16 protein-coding genes are annotated in these 15,447 nt (G+C 62.1%); 9 read left to right on the top strand and 7 right to left on the bottom strand.

Going from position 1 to position 15,447, the window contains the following annotated elements; all coding sequences use genetic code 11:
• Positions 1-3: 3 nt before the first annotated feature.
• Both ACFWZ3_RS05505 and ACFWZ3_RS05500 read left to right on the top strand, forming a co-directional pair.
• Positions 4-318, top strand: a complete 315-nt coding sequence (locus ACFWZ3_RS05505; RefSeq protein WP_267172803.1) for a hypothetical protein — start codon at positions 4-6, stop codon at positions 316-318.
• Positions 319-510: 192 nt separating this feature from the next.
• On the top strand, positions 511-948 hold the full coding sequence (locus tag ACFWZ3_RS05500) for a hypothetical protein (protein ID WP_267172802.1): 438 nt from the start codon (positions 511-513) through the stop codon (positions 946-948).
• Between the two features lie 148 nt (positions 949-1,096).
• On the opposite strand, the gene ACFWZ3_RS05495 is transcribed toward ACFWZ3_RS05500, so the two are convergent.
• The gene (locus ACFWZ3_RS05495) at positions 1,097-2,260 is read right to left on the bottom strand and encodes a hypothetical protein (RefSeq protein ID WP_439706748.1); all 1,164 of its coding nucleotides are present in this window, start codon (positions 2,258-2,260) and stop codon (positions 1,097-1,099) included.
• A gap of 862 nt (positions 2,261-3,122) precedes the next feature.
• On the opposite strand from ACFWZ3_RS05495, the gene ACFWZ3_RS05490 reads away from it, so the two are divergent.
• Complete coding sequence (locus tag ACFWZ3_RS05490) at positions 3,123-4,514, top strand: DUF3987 domain-containing protein (protein WP_439706747.1); 1,392 nt, start codon at positions 3,123-3,125, stop codon at positions 4,512-4,514.
• Between the two features lie 234 nt (positions 4,515-4,748).
• On the opposite strand, the gene ACFWZ3_RS05485 is transcribed toward ACFWZ3_RS05490, so the two are convergent.
• From ACFWZ3_RS05485 to ACFWZ3_RS05460, 6 genes are all read right to left on the bottom strand, one after another.
• Positions 4,749-5,162 (bottom strand): type ISP restriction/modification enzyme, encoded by a 414-nt coding sequence (locus tag ACFWZ3_RS05485; RefSeq protein ID WP_439706746.1) that lies wholly within the window; start codon positions 5,160-5,162, stop codon positions 4,749-4,751.
• A 311-nt stretch (positions 5,163-5,473) separates the two neighbouring features.
• Positions 5,474-6,364: a recombination directionality factor gene (locus ACFWZ3_RS05480; protein ID WP_439706745.1), complete on the bottom strand. Its 891-nt coding sequence runs from the start codon at positions 6,362-6,364 to the stop codon at positions 5,474-5,476.
• Complete coding sequence (locus tag ACFWZ3_RS05475; RefSeq protein WP_439706744.1) at positions 6,358-7,356, bottom strand: YqaJ viral recombinase family protein; 999 nt, start codon at positions 7,354-7,356, stop codon at positions 6,358-6,360. Before ACFWZ3_RS05475 ends, ACFWZ3_RS05480 begins: the two co-directional genes overlap by 7 nt.
• A gap of 104 nt (positions 7,357-7,460) precedes the next feature.
• Positions 7,461-7,970: a RadC family protein gene (radC, locus tag ACFWZ3_RS05470; RefSeq protein ID WP_439706743.1), complete on the bottom strand. Its 510-nt coding sequence runs from the start codon at positions 7,968-7,970 to the stop codon at positions 7,461-7,463.
• Positions 7,970-8,926, bottom strand: a complete 957-nt coding sequence (locus ACFWZ3_RS05465; RefSeq protein WP_439706742.1) for a DUF932 domain-containing protein — start codon at positions 8,924-8,926, stop codon at positions 7,970-7,972. The genes radC and ACFWZ3_RS05465 overlap by 1 nt, the downstream gene beginning before the upstream one ends.
• A gap of 432 nt (positions 8,927-9,358) precedes the next feature.
• Positions 9,359-9,784, bottom strand: coding sequence for a DUF305 domain-containing protein (locus tag ACFWZ3_RS05460; protein WP_267171856.1), 426 nt, complete (start codon positions 9,782-9,784; stop codon positions 9,359-9,361).
• Positions 9,785-10,055: 271 nt separating this feature from the next.
• On the opposite strand from ACFWZ3_RS05460, the gene ACFWZ3_RS05455 reads away from it, so the two are divergent.
• The 6 genes from ACFWZ3_RS05455 to ACFWZ3_RS05430 all read left to right on the top strand — a co-directional run bounded on the left by ACFWZ3_RS05455 (position 10,056) and on the right by ACFWZ3_RS05430 (position 15,447).
• A complete protein-coding gene (locus tag ACFWZ3_RS05455; RefSeq protein WP_439706741.1) occupies positions 10,056-10,400 on the top strand; it encodes a hypothetical protein in 345 nt (114 codons plus the stop codon).
• 61 nt (positions 10,401-10,461) lie between these two features.
• Positions 10,462-10,866 (top strand): hypothetical protein, encoded by a 405-nt coding sequence (locus ACFWZ3_RS05450; RefSeq protein WP_439706740.1) that lies wholly within the window; start codon positions 10,462-10,464, stop codon positions 10,864-10,866.
• A gap of 95 nt (positions 10,867-10,961) precedes the next feature.
• On the top strand, positions 10,962-12,767 hold the full coding sequence (locus ACFWZ3_RS05445) for a copper resistance system multicopper oxidase (RefSeq protein ID WP_439706739.1): 1,806 nt from the start codon (positions 10,962-10,964) through the stop codon (positions 12,765-12,767).
• Positions 12,764-13,894 carry a copper resistance protein B gene (locus tag ACFWZ3_RS05440; protein ID WP_439706738.1) on the top strand — a complete coding sequence of 377 codons (1,131 nt, stop codon included), beginning with the start codon at positions 12,764-12,766 and terminating at the stop codon, positions 13,892-13,894. The genes ACFWZ3_RS05445 and ACFWZ3_RS05440 overlap by 4 nt, the downstream gene beginning before the upstream one ends.
• A 12-nt stretch (positions 13,895-13,906) precedes the next feature.
• Positions 13,907-15,004: a c-type cytochrome gene (locus ACFWZ3_RS05435; RefSeq protein ID WP_439706737.1), complete on the top strand. Its 1,098-nt coding sequence runs from the start codon at positions 13,907-13,909 to the stop codon at positions 15,002-15,004.
• Positions 15,004-15,447 (top strand): DUF411 domain-containing protein, encoded by a 444-nt coding sequence (locus tag ACFWZ3_RS05430; protein WP_267171850.1) that lies wholly within the window; start codon positions 15,004-15,006, stop codon positions 15,445-15,447. The genes ACFWZ3_RS05435 and ACFWZ3_RS05430 overlap by 1 nt, the downstream gene beginning before the upstream one ends.

Raw genomic sequence — 15,447 nt, 5'->3', positions numbered from 1 at the left:
CCCATGAATGCTCCCAACAAGCATGCGCCTGGGATGGGCGCATCCGCGCCGTTTACGCCGTTCGGTCAGCAGTCTGAGGAAGAACAGATATCGCAATTGATCAGGCTGTTCGCCCTCGATCCCGTGCTGCGCACGTCCGAAGTCATTGCGGTCACGGGAGACACCAGGACGGATTTCTACGGCCGGCAGGATCCGAACGACAAGCTGTTCGATCCCTCTTATCCCGAGCCGATTGGCGGACGACGCTCTCGTAAGGCTTCTCGGCGCTACTGGACGATTGACATCCTGCGCTGGCGCATTCGCCAGGCGAGGGGGTGAGCGGCCATGGACACGTCTACCCGTTATGCCAGGCCCCATGCTCAAAACGACACATCCAAGCTCGCGTCGAAGCCAAGCACGTTCCCGGAAGCATCCCTCTGCGAGTCCAGGGCCAGCCCTGACGCACAGAGGAACCCGGAAGCAGAGCCACGAGTCTGTTTAGACCCCCATGGTCTCCGGGACAGTGCGCCCTTGGCCTTTGCCGCGTACCGTACTGCCCTTGAGTGTTACCCGCGGCTTTCGAACCGCACGCTACGAGAGGAGGAGGTCATCCATCGCCTGCGCAAACTGACGCCTAAATCTGCTTTCAACCGGGGGTACGTCGCACGCCAGGCATTCAAGCTGATCAACCCCCACGGCCATGGCGCTAACAGTGGGCGATTCAGCAACGAGACCTTGGGTTGGTTTCGGCAAGCGTATCCCGCCGAGGCGCATCTGACCGCAGGCTTCACGTTGCTGCTGTGCGCCTCGAAATGGTGGATTCATGAGCAAGGGCATCGATCGGTCCTGCCTCGCGCGAGTCCCTTGACCACTTCAGACCTGGACGAGAAGTTGAAGGCGTTCGGGTTCCTTGCCGGGGAACGTCAAGCGATCTGCCGGATGCTCCGGCGAGACCGCAACCAGCGGTAGGCACCCTTGCCGAAACTGCAGCGCAAAAAGCCGCTCGCGACATGCGAGCGGCTTTTTTTCGGGTCCCTGGCAACTAACAACCTTACGCTCGGGACTCGCCCGCTTTTGCCACGTCGGCGCTCATGAGAACAAGCGAGACCAAGACCTGCTATCGGCCCTGCGCCGGCTTGCCAAGCAAGATGCTTTCCGCGAGCGAGGTGTCTGCGAACTTTCGAGGCGCCCCGCGGCGCCGGGCGCCCTCTTGTTGCTTTGGCGGCTGACCCTTGCGCAGATTTTTACCGAAGCCCCGTGGGAGAAGAAAATGGCCATCCGTCTTGGTCAGATACCCGATCGCATCACGAACTCCGCGCAGCATCGCTTCGTCGGCGTAGTGAACGTGGCCTATTGCATTGAAGCGATATTCGTCCTTGCGCAGGTAGCAGTTGAATCCTGAAGCAAACTCCCGGGATCCAACGCAATCATGGATCCAGTACATCTTCAGCCTCTCGGCGAGATTGTACGATTGGTAATGCTTATCCCCATCAACGATTACCATCAAATGAAGGTGGACACCCCTGTCGTAGGCATGCTCGCGTTTGATGATGTAACCGAGAACGTCGGGGATGATGCGATCCTCACGGAGGTTTCGGATGAACTTTTCTACCGCCTGCTCGATCTTGCCTTCCGCCGCAGCCCTTTTTGCCGGTCCTTCAACATAGAGATCCACGCGTAGCACCAGCAGGCGAGCGTGCACTCGGAGAATGGACAGGAAGTACCGGCAGCACTCCCGGAAATTCACCCGTTGCAAGCGCTCCAACTGCTCGACACGCTGGAGAAATCGGGGTGCTGTGCACACGCGCCTGATGACGTGCACCAGGTGGGCTAGCATTCGCCTCGGGTAGTCCTCGCTGAGAAGTAGTTCAGAATCGGTGTTAGTAAAGAAACGAAGGCGGGGCTCCCACTTCTCGGCCAACCTCATCCCTACCTGCAGATAAGGGTACATCTCACTCTCCCTCCCTCGTGCCTTGTGCGCAATATCAACCCCTCTGATTGCGTGCCACAGGGCCCTGGCTTCGCGCGAAATGGCGTAGCGAGCCCAACGACCAGTGCCCACTGGCGTCCATGCCGGCGCCTTACTCTTTGCAACTCGTTTGACGGCGGCCCGCAGGTTGCTGAGGTAGTCCGTTGCCTGCTTGTTTTCACCAACCTCGTACGCGTAATGGCGATCACCCTGTTCGTCAATCCATTCAAGCGGACCCAGAATGCCAGACGAAACCAGGTTATGGAAACGCTCGCCGCTCAACGGAGCGGCCTTCATCATGTTCAGCTGCATGCCATAGTTACTCCGAGGCTATTGTTGTGCTCACTCAATCGAATGCCTGTTATTAGAACTGGATGCAAAACAAAAGACTAGGAACCGATATTCAGTCCATCGAATGCACCCACGAATACACCACCAAGACCAGACTAAACGTGCCATGCAACACACGGTTTGTCGCTCTCATGCCATGTTGAGATAGCGCGGAACAACGTATGGATTTCTGCAAGCGCGCAACCGTTGACAGGCCACGGGCCGAAGGCAAGCAGCCGCGGCCAAGCGTCCGTCTTGCCAAGCGTAGAGCGCGTGTTACGCGCCTTGCCACCATAACGCGACCAAGGGAGAAAGCGGTCTACGGTTTCGCAGGGTTTTGTGGCTGGACGGTACCGTCCAGGCCGAATTACGTCGGCATTTCAAGCGCTTGGATTCGATGAACTCACAGCCAAAGTCACGCGCTCGCCCAAAGCGCGCGCTGCGCCTCGTTGCCAGGCGAGTGCCACCATATGCGACAAACTAATTTTTTTCGGAGCAGCGCGCCTATCGATGACAAGTCAACAGGTTGCGCCAACTAACCACAAAAAAAAATAACTACCGCCTGCCCGAAACGCGAAGCACCCCTCATGCGGCCACCTTCACGCCTGACTTTAGAACCACATAAGCCGTTGATCTACGCTAGTTACTTGGCCGAGTGCTGACAGTTTCCCGCTCAACTGCCGCTTTTCGGTCGGGCAAGAGGTAGATCGATGTGCGATGTTCCTTGTTGGCCGGCTACTAAGGAGTCCGCCTGCTACAAGGGAACGCCGTGTCGAGGGTGCCTGCAAGGCTACTAATCTCCCGGAAGATGCGACACGCGTTGTTCTGATCACAGTCAACATACGTGGAGAGGCACGTGGCTATTAGCGCATTTGGTTCTTATTACAACTCGCTTCAGTGTTTGCCGCCCCGGGTCACTGCTGCCATCGTAGAGGTCCACCACAAAACGGGCGCACCAGTCGAGCTCGTCATGCTGGTGGCGTTGTCTGCAATGTCCACCGCCTTGCACGGGTTCGCTCTTCGTACTCCCAATGGCGGTCTGATGTCGCCTGCACTCTATTGCATGGGGATTGGCCCGCCTGTGTGCGGCAAGTCCTCCGCCATGTCCGAGTTCTACAAACCGATTCGGGAGTTCGATTCCACACTTTCCGCGCGACGCGCGTCGACCGCCGAATGGCGCCACCACCCAGCGTTCCGTGATGTGTTGCAGCTAGATGCAACCTGGGGATCCCTGCTCGAAGCACTTGATGGCACCGGTAACGGCTTGACGATTGCGGATGATGATTGCATCGACCAGCTGAAAAGCGATGTCATGCGGAAACGTGGCAAGCTCAACCGCTTTTTCGACGGTCCGGTAAAGGAGTCACTTATCCGGCGGGACCACGATCCTCTGGTGGCCTACTACCCGTCAGTTGGGATCTGTTGCTTGACGCAACCGGAGATCTACACCGAACACCAGATCGCGGCGCACTACGCTGACCGGAAGTCCGGGTTGGCTTCCAGGTTCATGTATGCCCATACCATGGACGGTCGCGGCCCGCAGCTACCATCGCTGCCAACGCCAAGTCTCAACGAAATCCATCTGTTGACTACCTGGTTGCTCGAACTGCGACACCAGCGCCTCCTAGCTGGCAACACAGAGCGCGTGGAGCTAAGTTTATCCACCGAAGCGGAGGCGCGCTGGGTGCAGCTGAAACAGCAGATCGACGAGCGCATGGTATTTGACTTCCCGTACGCCCAGGACTCAGCCGGTCGTGCGACAGAGAAGACGTGGCGAATAGCCGCGATCTTGCACTGCTTCAACGCGTTGCCACTCCCTTCCTCGTCCGCGGAACCCCTGCCGTCGATATCTCCAATCCCGCCTGAAGCGATCAGTGCGGCATGGGAAATCGTTCGATGGTCAATCACACAGTTCCAGCTGGTCTTTCCACCACCGAAACCCAAGCCGCTCAGGATCTCGCGCGTGAGAGAACGTCAACTGGAAGAAACCCGCATCGCGAAGGGACACTTGTACGATCACCTGCGTCGGAGTGGCGCAGACACCATGCCCTGGAGCCTTGCCCAGGAGCTGTCCTGGCTGAGCGCACACAAGTTCAAGACCGTGGTCGCCCACATGAAGAGCACCCAGCAGATCGAGGTGCTCGGAGGCAGGGACCCGATTCTTCGGTTTCACCCGCCCTTCTTTGCTGAGATGGGCTTTGCGAAAGCCATCACACCAGCGATGTCGGCGCTGTAACTTCTCGCATCAAGTCGAGCAACGCGCAAGCGTCCTGTGGCGGCTTAGGCAGTGCGGGCTGCCTCAGCCGCCATCCCGAATGTCGAGGGTGGGCAAGACCTGAACGATCTTGAGCGTTTCCAGGCTGACAGTGATCACGCGCTGGAACAGCTCCAGGGGGGTACTTGGGATTGCCCATGGTTTCGATGGCCCAGTCGTTGGCGTCGTTGACGATGCCGCTGGCCTTGTCGATCTTCACGCACTGTCGCTCCACCACCCAGTCAGCGCTGGCTTGCCGTTGACCACGTAGTCGTAGGCTTCCAGCGGGATGCCGGTCAGAGTGATGGTGTCGTTGTAGTGCAGGGTGGTGAGGTCCGTTTCCTTGCCCTGCTTGCCGTAGCGCATTTTCTCCACGCGGTAGTCGGCGTCGGTCAGGCACTTGCCGCCGGTGTCGATCTTCTCCGGGTAGGGGGCGACGGCCTCGTAGCCCAGGTGCAACTCGGCAAGCGCGTGGCCTGCGCGGGAGAACGCCCAGAAGTCGTCGGCGCTCTTGACGCATGGGATGCGTGGCAGTTCCTTCGTCACGTTATCGGCGAAGCGGGCGCGGTACTCGTGTGAGTGCAGTAGGCCGTAGACGTGCTTTCCTGATGCGGGCCATGTGAGGGGCATCAGCAGCTGCTGCTTCGCAATCACCGAGGTGCTCGGATGCGACAGCGAGGACTCCCCTACCCCGTCGATTCTAGGGGCGGGGCGGTGCATCCGGCGAGGGTTTCCGTAACGTGCAACAACCGAGCGGTTGTGCCGGAAGACCATTGAAAAAAATCGAGCGTCGCACAGGCGTGGAGGGGGCCGAAGCCCCCTCCCCCTCAATCCCCGCGAGTACCTCGCCCATGCGCGCGGGTGAGGTACACGCCCAGACCGAACAGAGCAAAGCCGTAGACCGCCAGGCCGCCAATCACTTTCAGCATCGTGTCCACTCCCTAATTGGTTGCCACCTGTTTCACTTTGTCGTCGAGGCGCCCGCGCAAGTCTCCGGTCGGCGGTTGCGCCGATGGGCTCGCTCCGACTTCCGCCGGAAAGAACTCTTCCACCACGGCGGAGCCATCCTCTTCGAGCTCCTCGAACGCCCCATTGGCGAAGCCCTTGTAGGCAGCGCTGTCCAGCGCGTCCTGGTCGAAGCCCGCAGCTCGGCGATGTTCAGCCAACGCCCTCGCCTCACCCATTGCCTGGTCGAGCGTCAGCCCTGCGCGGATCACCAAGTCGACGTAGTAGATCGGCGTGCCGTAGCTCATCGCCGTGGACTTGCCGCGCAACTTGAGTTCCAGCGGCATGCAGGCCAACAGCCCGCCCGACACTGCCTGGAAATACTCCAGGCGAGCCGCGAGCGTGCGGATGGTGTTGAACGAGGTGGTGCGAAGCACAAAGCTGCCGAGCGCATCGCTTTCGCCATCCCCCATCAGCACATGCAGCCGGGCGTAAGCCTTGCAATCGCCCTGGGCGAATTGGCAGCTGTCCGCGCCGGGGCAAGGCAGTTGCTCGATCGCGTCTTTGCCACGCCGACGACACGTTTCGCCATTGCCCACGCATACCGGCCGCCCCTTGCTGCGATCGAAGAGCGAATAGTCCGCCCGCAAGTTGAGCGCAGGGTCGTTGAAGAGCATGCGCACCGGCATGGACCGCAGCTTGCCGCCGGCAGCCTTGCGCAGCTCGTCATCAAGCGGGTGCAGCACCCACCCGTCGCGGTGCTGCACCTGGGTGGTCAAGGTGAACTGGTCATCCTTTTCCGGCAGGCGCTTCCCGTTGCGCTCCACCACGCGACCGATGGATATCCGCCCGATCACAGGCGGGGTAATCGCCAGACCTTTCAGCATGGTTCTGTCCTCTTTGAGTTGTCGGTGGCGGGGGCAAGCACGAATCGACGAGATCCGGGGCGGGTCACGGTGTATTGGGCCGCGATCGCCGGGTGCTCCGCGACCAGCCGTTTCAGGTCGACGGTGGTGCCTTCCTTGGCGCGCTTGAACGTCACTTCGCCGCGAGCAAAATGCGCCTTGCTGGCGTCCCCCATCGCAGCCTGGATCGTCTGCTTGAGCTGCTCGGCTCGGCCGTCCTTTGCTTCGAGCTCCACCTTGAGTTCCACCAAGGTGTCGAAAGCGGTGTTCAGTGCGGCATCCTCGGAGAAGTCGAGACTGGTGTCGTTTCCCCGGTACAGCTGACGCAGGGCCTGGGCGGCCGAGGCACTGCCATCCGCCGGCGGTGGCGTGTCCGATTCAACGTATTCCCAGAACCGCGTCTCCAAGATGATCAGGCGGGCGATCAGGTCGTTGTCCCGCTCGATCCGGTGAACGGCCAGCTGCTGCCCGCAGAGCAATACCGCCACGTCCGCCGCCTGCTTGCCCGTGACGGCCAGCTGATGCTGAACCTGCAGCTGCACGTAGTCGGGCACCCCGTCCTTCCACAGCCGTGACCCGAATTCACCTGCGGTCTTGCACTCAAGGATCTGCACGTCCGGATCGCCAACGATTTCCCGGTCCAGGTTCGCAAGCATGAAAGGAAACGTGGGGTGCTGCAGGACCGCGTTGACCTTGCGAACCTTGCGCTGGGTCTTGGCCTGGTATGCCGCAGCCACATAAGGCTCCAGGAGGGTGCCCCAGTAGCGCGGATCGTCCATGTCCTGGCCACTGGCCTCGTCAGTCGGGCTGCGCCCGGTCTTGTCCATCCACAACGCCAGCGGGCTCTTGTATGGGTTGAGGCCCACCGCCGCCGCCGCATCGGAACTGCCGATGCCGCCACGACGCACTTCCAGCCACTGGCGTCGGTCAAGGGTGCGCGTGTCAACCAGCCGTAGTGCTGCTTGCTTCTTCATGTGATCTCCCAAAAAGAAACGCCCGGCCTTATGGCCGGGCGGTATGCCGTTGCCTTGCTGGATGCCGGCTGGGTCTCGGCGTCGGGCGATCGCCTTCTGCCGACCTATATCAAGCCCCGTGTTGCCATCGAGACCGACTGCTGTGCGGTGACAACAAAGTGATCAAGTACTCGCACGTCGATCAGCGCCAAGGCCTCCCGCAAGCGCGTTGTGATAGCCCGGTCTGCGGTCGACGGTTCCGCTTGCCCGCTGGGGTGGTTGTGGGCAAGCAGTACCGCCGCCGCGTTCAAGGCCAACGCACGCTGGACCACCACGCGCGGATGCACCTCCGTAGCCTGGATAGAACCAGAGAACAGCCGCTCGGCCGCGATCAGTCGATGCTGGTTGTCGAGAAACGCGACCTCGAAGTGTTCCCGCACTTCCTCGCCCAACCTCAGCCGAAAGAAGTGCCCACAAGTCTGCGGGTCACTCAGCAGTTCGCCGACGGTAGTGGCCCGGCTCTCCAGGATGCGCAGCGCCCGTTCGATCGCCCAGTCTTCGCTGGGCTGGCACGGGCGACCAACGTCCGCCTCTTTCATCGGCACGCGTGCCCGTGAAGTGGAGAGCGCGCGCATCAGGCCACCAGCCTCATCAGTTCGTCCCACGCCCGCTGCTTTATCTGGGCGCCCTGCCCGAACCAGGCGGCATCGCGACGGTGGTCCTCCGTCCGTGCCCGGCGGTGGAAGTCGACGAACTCGGTCACGCTGTTAAGCACGCCCCAGGCCGTTCCGCGACTGGAGGCCATCAATGCGCCCCGGCCGCCGCCTTCGTACAGTGCTCGGACATTGGCTACTGCCTGCTCGTTGACCACTCCAGTATTGCTGTCCGGCCCCGGGTAGGTCAGGACCCGGCGCAGCAGCGCTTCCACAGAGTCCGGGTCTACGGGTCGCTCGACCAGGGCCTTCATACGCGCAACAAAGCCGTCCCATGAGGAGACGGTAATGCCCAACTGCCGCTTGACCGCTTCGGGATCGAACTGGCTGCGGTGCGGCACCTTGATGGCTCCACTGGAGTGGCCCAGCGCGATCTGCAGGGTGTTATTGCAGACCACCCGCACGCTGGTGAATTGCGCCGTGGTGGCGAGCGTGCCATCGCACGCCGTGGCGAGCAGTAGGAAGCCATCCACCCGGTCGCGGCCCTTCAGCGACACGCTTTGACCGGTGCGGGCCAGAGCCCAGAACTTGCGGCCTTCACGCAGGACACCAGCGGTCTCCAGTTCAAAGCCGCTTACCTCGGTGAGATCGCGGTAGAACTCCAGCACTTCCTCCGGTTGCACCACTTGAAAGCGTTTGCTCACCACCGCAAGCGGGGCGTGGGTATCCGACCGATACAACACCTTCTGTTCGGGGAATGCGTGGATTGCGCCCAGGTGGCTGCTACCGGTCACGTAACGGACCTCGGACGCCTCGATGCGCCAGTCCATGCCGGCCTGCTTCTTCCAGACGTCGACCGGCTGCTGCGGTGCCAGCTTGTTACCCAAGCCATGCCAGGGCTTCTCCCCGGCGTAGGCCATTGTCTCGACCAGATGCATGTTTTTGCCTCCTTTGAGGGCATAGAAACGCCAAAGGCCCGGTTAGCCCGGGCCTTTGGCGCATCTGCCTTTGGTGGTTGGATCAGGGTGTCTTTGTCAGGCAACCGTTGCAGCGGACAAAGCCCAGCAGCAAGGCAGCCGTCACGACGAGAACGCAGGTGAGCGCGTCAGTTTTTTGCGGGATCATCATTCTTCCCAGACGAGCGCATCAGAGCGGATGCGCCGCACGCGAGACCAGCACTTCCCGGTCTCTTTCGTGTGATATGTGTCTGAAATTTTTTTGGCTTCGAAAACATGCATCGAGCACTGACCATATCCAAGCGCAAACTCTACTTTCGAGCGCACGCGTCACCGGTCGCGACCCAATTCGCGCTCACCAGGACCGATCTCTACTTCACTTCCTGCGAGCTTCAGCATAGGAATAGCCTATAGTTACTTGGCGTGGTCCAGTTCTTTGATCAGCGCCTTCATCTCGCCAATCTCGCGGCGTTGCGAGGCAATGATCTCGTCCGCCAGCTTGCGCACGCGCGGATCGGAAATGTGGGCGCGCTCGCTGGTCATGATCGCGATCGAGTGATGCGGAATCATCGCCTTCATATACGACACGTCACCCACGGTGGCCTGGCTGCGGACCAGGTACAGCGCGCCAGCGAACACCACGACCGCGATGATGGCGATCACCAGGTTAGCCGCGCGGTTTGTGTACATGCCGAGCATGAAAGCCAACATGATCAGCGCCATGGTGGCGCCCATCACCACTGCCATCCATGCCATGGTCTGACTCCAGTACGCATGGTCGAGTTCGACAATGTCGAAGTACATAAGGATGAACATCGCCACCGTCGACACAGCGACCATGGCTGCAAATCTTCCGTAGCTCCCTTTCATCGGTGGCTTCTCGCAGATCGAATGAATCTCCAACCATAATCAGCCAGGCCGTGCGAGTAGCGTGAGGGCGCATGGGGTGGGCAGAAGAGGTTCCAAGAGAGGAATCGCCGGTGGGATTTACCAATCCAACGCCGTTCTTGCGGCTCCCGCTCGTGGCGCAAGCGGCCTCCGCCGCGACATTTCAAACCGTCTACACAGCATGAAGCGCAGGCTCGCGCCATTCTCTACACCGGAGGCAGCCATGCAGATCGCACGCAAACCGTTCGCAACCGTACTCGGTGCCGCACTCTTCGTGCTGGCGGGAAGTGGCGTGGCCCTCGCACAAGACACCACGCCAACCGACAGTGCCCACGCCAGCGATACCATGGGCGCCACGCACAGCGGCCGCGACATGAGTGGCATGCACAAGAACATGATGGGCATGCATGCCATGCCGGCTACCGTCGGCTCGGTGGACAAGCAGACGGGCGTGGTGGACGTCAACGCCGAAGGCATGATGCTCAAGGTGCACTTCCCGGCGTCGGCCGTGGCGAACCTCAAGGCCGGCGACAAGATCACCCTGCACATGGGTTACAGCAAGCCCTAGGCCCTCATGGACCTTCCTCCAGGGTTGAGAGGAGGCAGGTCCGGCGGGTACGCTCCAGGCCATGACCGCCTCGCTTCGCCCCTTTGCCCGCTCCCGTGGCCTGTTCGCCATGGGCCTGCTGGCATGGCTGATGTTGGTCGTCACCTCGCTGGCCGCCGCGCCGCTGGGCATGGGGAGCGCGTATGCGCATTCCGTGCATGAAGCGACCGCGGCGGTCGGTGAACCCTTGCATCATCACGGTTTGAGCCACGTGCCTTCACACGATTGCTGCGAGCAGCACGATGGCTGCTGCGGGCATGCCACCGCCCACGTCTGCGGTTGTGTCGGCATGTGCGCCAGCGCCTTGGCGCCGATGCCAGCCAGTCTGCTCACCGCATCGGCGGTAAGCGCAGGCTATGGGCATCCGACGCGCATCCATGCTCCTACGCTCCCTGCCGCACCGCCTTTGCGGCCTCCGTCCGTCTGACTCTCCTCGTTTGATTTCCTGGCGATAGCGGGCACTTCGCTCGCTGTCGCGGTCGGCGTCGCATGGCGATGCCCACGCATCTTTGGAGAGTCTCCATGAAGCTGTTTCCCCCATCTCCCGCGGATCTGTCGCGACGACGTTTCGTGCAGGGCGTGGCCTTGGGCAGTGCAGCCGCAGGCCTGGGTCTGCTGCGCCCAGGGAACGCCTGGGGGCAGCCGGCCCACCCCGGCCAGCTTCCCGTACTCAGCGGCACCGATTTCCATCTCGATATCGCCGAAGTCCCGGTCAACTACACGGGCGTGGTGCGCCCCGCCACCACCGTCAACGGCAGCCTGCCCGGTCCGATCCTGCGCTGGAAGGAAGGCATCAGCGTGACCTTGCGCGTGAGCAACCGCCTGCGCGTGCCCACCTCGATCCACTGGCACGGCATCCTGCTGCCGTTCCAGATGGACGGCGTGCCCGGCATCGCCTTCGATGGAATTGCGCCCGGCGAGACGTTCGTCTACCGCTTCGAGGTGCGTCAGTCGGGCACCTACTGGTACCACTCGCACTCGCGCTTCCAGGAGCAGACGGGCGTGTTTGGTCCGCTGGTGATCGAGCCGGCCGGCCGTGAGCGCTACCCCACCGATCGCGACTACGTGGTGATGCTCAACGACTGGACCGATGAGGATCCCGAGCGCATCTACGCCAAGCTCAAGAAGCAGAGCGACTACTTCAACTTCCACCAGCCCACGGCACCGGACTTCGTCCGCGACGTGCGCGAGCAGGGCCTCAGCCAGGCACTGGCGATGCGCAAGATGTGGAACGAGATGCGGATGAACCCTACCGACCTCTCCGACGTGGGCGGTTCTACCTATACCTACCTGATGAACGGCGCCGCGCCGGCGGGCAACTGGACGGGCCTGTTCAAGCCGGGCGAAAAAGTCCGCCTGCGCTTCATCAACGGTTCGGCCTCTACCCTGTTCGATGTACGCATTCCCGGCCTGAAGATGACGGTGATCTCGGCCGACGGCCAGGATGTGGCGCCAGTGCCGGTGGATGAGTTCCGCATCTCGGTCGCCGAAACCTACGACGTCATCGTCGAGCCGCAGGACAATCGCGCCTACACGGTGTTCGCCCAGTCGATCGACCGCACCGGTTACGCCCGCGGCACGCTGGCGCCGCGGCCAGGCATGGAGGCCGCAGTTCCGACGATGGACCCACGCGTCTGGCTCAGCATGAAGGACATGATGGGCGCGATGCCGATGGGCGGCATGGGCCATGGAGCCAACCAGGGTGGAACGTCCGGCATGGACATGGCTGGCATGCAGGGCATGGAGCATGGCTCGATGCCCGGCATGCAGATGCCCGGCATGCAGAACCTGACGCCCGGTGGCATGCCCATGGTCCACCACGCGCGTACCGAATACGGTCCGGGTGTGGACATGCATGTCGACATGCCGCGGACCAACCTCGACGATCCGGGCATTGGTCTGCGCGACAACGGCCGACGCGTGCTTACCTACGCCGATCTGCACTCACTCGACGGTCCCATCGAGTCGCGCGAACCCGAACGCGAGATTGAGTTGCACCTGACCGGCAACATGGAGCGTTTCATGTGGTCCTTCGACGGACAGAAGTTCTCCGAGGCCAAGCCGGTGCACTTCAACTTCGGCGAGCGGCTGCGCATCGTGCTGGTCAACGACACGATGATGAATCACCCGATCCATCTGCACGGCATGTTCAGCGAACTGGAAGACCCAAACGGCCAGTTCCTGGCGCGCAAACACACCATCAACGTGCAGCCGGCCCAGCGCATCACCTACCGCGTGAGTGCGGACAACCCCGGTCGTTGGGCCTACCACTGCCACCTGCTCTACCACATGGAAGCGGGCATGTTCCGCGAGGTGGTGGTGTCATGAGCCGGCGCCCTTCCCTTTCCCTCAAGCACTTGGCACTGGTCATTGTGCTCGGCCCCTGGATGGCATTGATCGCACCGGCCCAGGATGCCCCGGCACCGGCGAGCAGCGGGTCGCCTGCCAGCATGGGTTCCATGACCGGCATGGATATGGGCAGCATGCCTAGCACGGCGATGCCTGCTCCTGCGGCGACCGTTCCACCATCGGAATCTCCTGCCACGATGGCGAGCCCAACCCCAGACGGGACAATGCACGGCACGCACGGGATGGACCACGGGTCCATGCAGAGCATGGGTCACGGCTCGATGTCAGGCATGGACCACGGGTCGATGCAAGCCATGAATCATGGTTCGATACAAAACATGGATCACGGCTCCATGCAGGCCATGACGATGGGCCCGATGCAGGGCGGCAGCCCGCCACCCGATGCCCGTGACCCGGACTACTCCGCCGGTGTCGGGTATGGTCCTCATGCGGGCATGCATACGGCGATGGATGACAACGCCAGTTTCAGCAAGCTACTGATCGACCAGCTTGAGGCCTACCATGCCAAGGACGGCAACGGCCAGCAATGGGACATCGAAGGCTACTACGGCAACGACTACGACAAGCTCTGGCTGCGCTCTGAGGGGGAACGCAGTGGCGACACGCTGCAGGATGCCAGCCTCGAAGCACTTTGGAACCACACGGTTGCCACCTTCTGGAGCACCCAGCTTGGCGTGCGCGCCGATGGCGGCGAAGGCCCCCATCGGCAGTGGGCAGCCTTCGGCATCCAGGGCCTGGCCCCTTATTGGTTCGAGTTGGAGGCTACCGGCTATGTCGGACCTTCCGGTCGCACCGCCGCCCGCTTCCGTGCCGAGTACGAACTGCTTTTCACCCAGCGGTTGATCCTGCAGCCGGAGTTCGAGGCGAACGCCTACGGCAGCTCCGACCGCGCGCGGCGACTGGGCAGCGGGTTGTCCGACACTTCCCTGGGCTTACGCTTGCGCTACGAGTTCCATCGACAGTTCGCGCCGTATGTCGGCGTGGTCTGGACACGACGGTGGGGTGGCACAGCCGACTTTGCCCGCAATGCGGGACAGGGTCGATTCAACCGGCAATGGGTGGCCGGCGTACGCATCTGGTTCTGATTGGGGTCGACCATGAAACAACACGTCAAGCACTACAGCATCGCGATCGTGGTGCTGCTCGCCATCCTGATCGCCGGCGGTGCGGTTTTCGTCTACTCGGGCGTCTACAACATCGCCGCCGACGACCACCACACCAAGCCGGTCTACGCGATCATGCAGACACTGCGCGAGCGCTCGATCCATGCACGCTCGGAAGGCGTCACCGTGCCAAACCTGGAGGACCCGCAGCTGATCCTCAAGGGCGCTGGCCAGTACGCGGCGATGTGCACCGATTGTCACCTCAAACCCGGCATGAGCGATTCCGAAATTCGTCCCGGCCTTTACCCGCAGCCGCCCAACCTCTCGCAGGTGCGGGTCGATCCCAAGGACGCCTTCTGGGTCATCAAGCACGGCGTAAAGATGAGCGCCATGCCGGCCTGGGGCATCAGCCATGACGACCCGACGATCTGGAGCATGGTCGCTTTCCTCCAAAAGCTGCCGGACCTGACGCCGCAGCAGTACCGGGACATGGTCGCCAAGGCACCGCCGGATGAGGACATGGACATGGGTGGCGAAGAAAGTGGCCACCATCATGGAGCGGAAGCCGAGGCGCATCACCAGGGCGGGGCCGGCAGCATGGCCGACGGCACCGCGCTGCAGAACACGCACGCGGATGCCGACGACAGGGACCATGACCATGCCGCGCAGGCAAGCGACGGGATGCCGCTGGCGTTCGACGGCCTTACCCCACGCGCCGCGCCGGATGCCGAAGCGGCAGCCCAGGCCTTCCACGGCGCCCTGCAGCATGGCGACCGCACGATAGCGCTCGCCATGCTGGCGCCGGAGGCGACGGTCAGCGAAGACGGGCAAACGCAAACGCGCGAAGACTACGCCGCCCATCACCTGGGCGAGGATCTCGCGTTCCTGAAAAGCGCCACTGTGACCCCGGTGTGGATGGGCTCCAAGTCCATGGGCGATACCGCCATGGTCGGCAGTGAACAGCGCATCGTCACCCGCCGCCAAAGCAAGCCGGTCACGCTGCGTAGCAAGGAAAAGCTCACGCTCAGGAAATTTGGATCGGCCTGGAAGATCACGTCAGTGCAGTGGCAATCCGAGGAGGCGCCCCAGTGATGAACCAGCGCATGTTGGGTGGCCTCGTGCTTGGCTGGTGCCTCATCACGCTTCCCGCGTTCGCCGCGCAAACGATCGATGTCTACCGTGACCCGTCCTGTGGTTGCTGCGAAGCGTGGGTCGCATACCTACGGGCGCATGGCTTTGCCCCGATCGTCCATGAAGATACCGCCATGCCTACCGTGAAGGCGCGCCTGGGTGTGCCCAAACAGGCGGCCTCCTGTCATACGGCTTCGGTGGATGGTTACGTAATCGAGGGCCACGTGCCGGTCGAGGATATCCAGCGGCTCCTTGCGAACCGTCCTCGCGCTCGAGGACTGGCCGCGCCAGGCATGCCGATCGGCTCGCCCGGCATGGAGATGGGAACGCCGCAGCGTTACGACGTCGTGTTGATCGCGGCTGACGGAAGCATCAGGCACTTCGCCACCCACGGGCCGAGCTGA

Source organism: Frateuria sp. GZRR35 (genome assembly GCF_051900415.1).
Classification (GTDB): Bacteria; Pseudomonadota; Gammaproteobacteria; order Xanthomonadales; family Rhodanobacteraceae; genus Frateuria_A.
Note: the sequence above shows the minus strand (reverse complement) of the source record. Positions and strands in the feature narration are given on the sequence as shown.

Coding starts and splice junctions, on each gene's coding strand:
- ACFWZ3_RS05505 (WP_267172803.1), top strand. CDS start 4: ATGAATGCTCCCAACAAGCATGCGCCTGGGATGGGCGCATCCGCGCCG.
- ACFWZ3_RS05495 (WP_439706748.1), bottom strand. CDS start 2,260: ATGCAGCTGAACATGATGAAGGCCGCTCCGTTGAGCGGCGAGCGTTTC.
- ACFWZ3_RS05485 (WP_439706746.1), bottom strand. CDS start 5,162: ATGCCCCTCACATGGCCCGCATCAGGAAAGCACGTCTACGGCCTACTG.
- ACFWZ3_RS05480 (WP_439706745.1), bottom strand. CDS start 6,364: ATGCTGAAAGGTCTGGCGATTACCCCGCCTGTGATCGGGCGGATATCC.
- ACFWZ3_RS05475 (WP_439706744.1), bottom strand. CDS start 7,356: ATGAAGAAGCAAGCAGCACTACGGCTGGTTGACACGCGCACCCTTGAC.
- radC (WP_439706743.1), bottom strand. CDS start 7,970: ATGCGCGCGCTCTCCACTTCACGGGCACGCGTGCCGATGAAAGAGGCG.
- ACFWZ3_RS05465 (WP_439706742.1), bottom strand. CDS start 8,926: ATGCATCTGGTCGAGACAATGGCCTACGCCGGGGAGAAGCCCTGGCAT.
- ACFWZ3_RS05460 (WP_267171856.1), bottom strand. CDS start 9,784: ATGGTCGCTGTGTCGACGGTGGCGATGTTCATCCTTATGTACTTCGAC.
- ACFWZ3_RS05455 (WP_439706741.1), top strand. CDS start 10,056: ATGCAGATCGCACGCAAACCGTTCGCAACCGTACTCGGTGCCGCACTC.
- ACFWZ3_RS05450 (WP_439706740.1), top strand. CDS start 10,462: ATGACCGCCTCGCTTCGCCCCTTTGCCCGCTCCCGTGGCCTGTTCGCC.
- ACFWZ3_RS05445 (WP_439706739.1), top strand. CDS start 10,962: ATGAAGCTGTTTCCCCCATCTCCCGCGGATCTGTCGCGACGACGTTTC.
- ACFWZ3_RS05440 (WP_439706738.1), top strand. CDS start 12,764: ATGAGCCGGCGCCCTTCCCTTTCCCTCAAGCACTTGGCACTGGTCATT.
- ACFWZ3_RS05435 (WP_439706737.1), top strand. CDS start 13,907: ATGAAACAACACGTCAAGCACTACAGCATCGCGATCGTGGTGCTGCTC.
- ACFWZ3_RS05430 (WP_267171850.1), top strand. CDS start 15,004: ATGAACCAGCGCATGTTGGGTGGCCTCGTGCTTGGCTGGTGCCTCATC.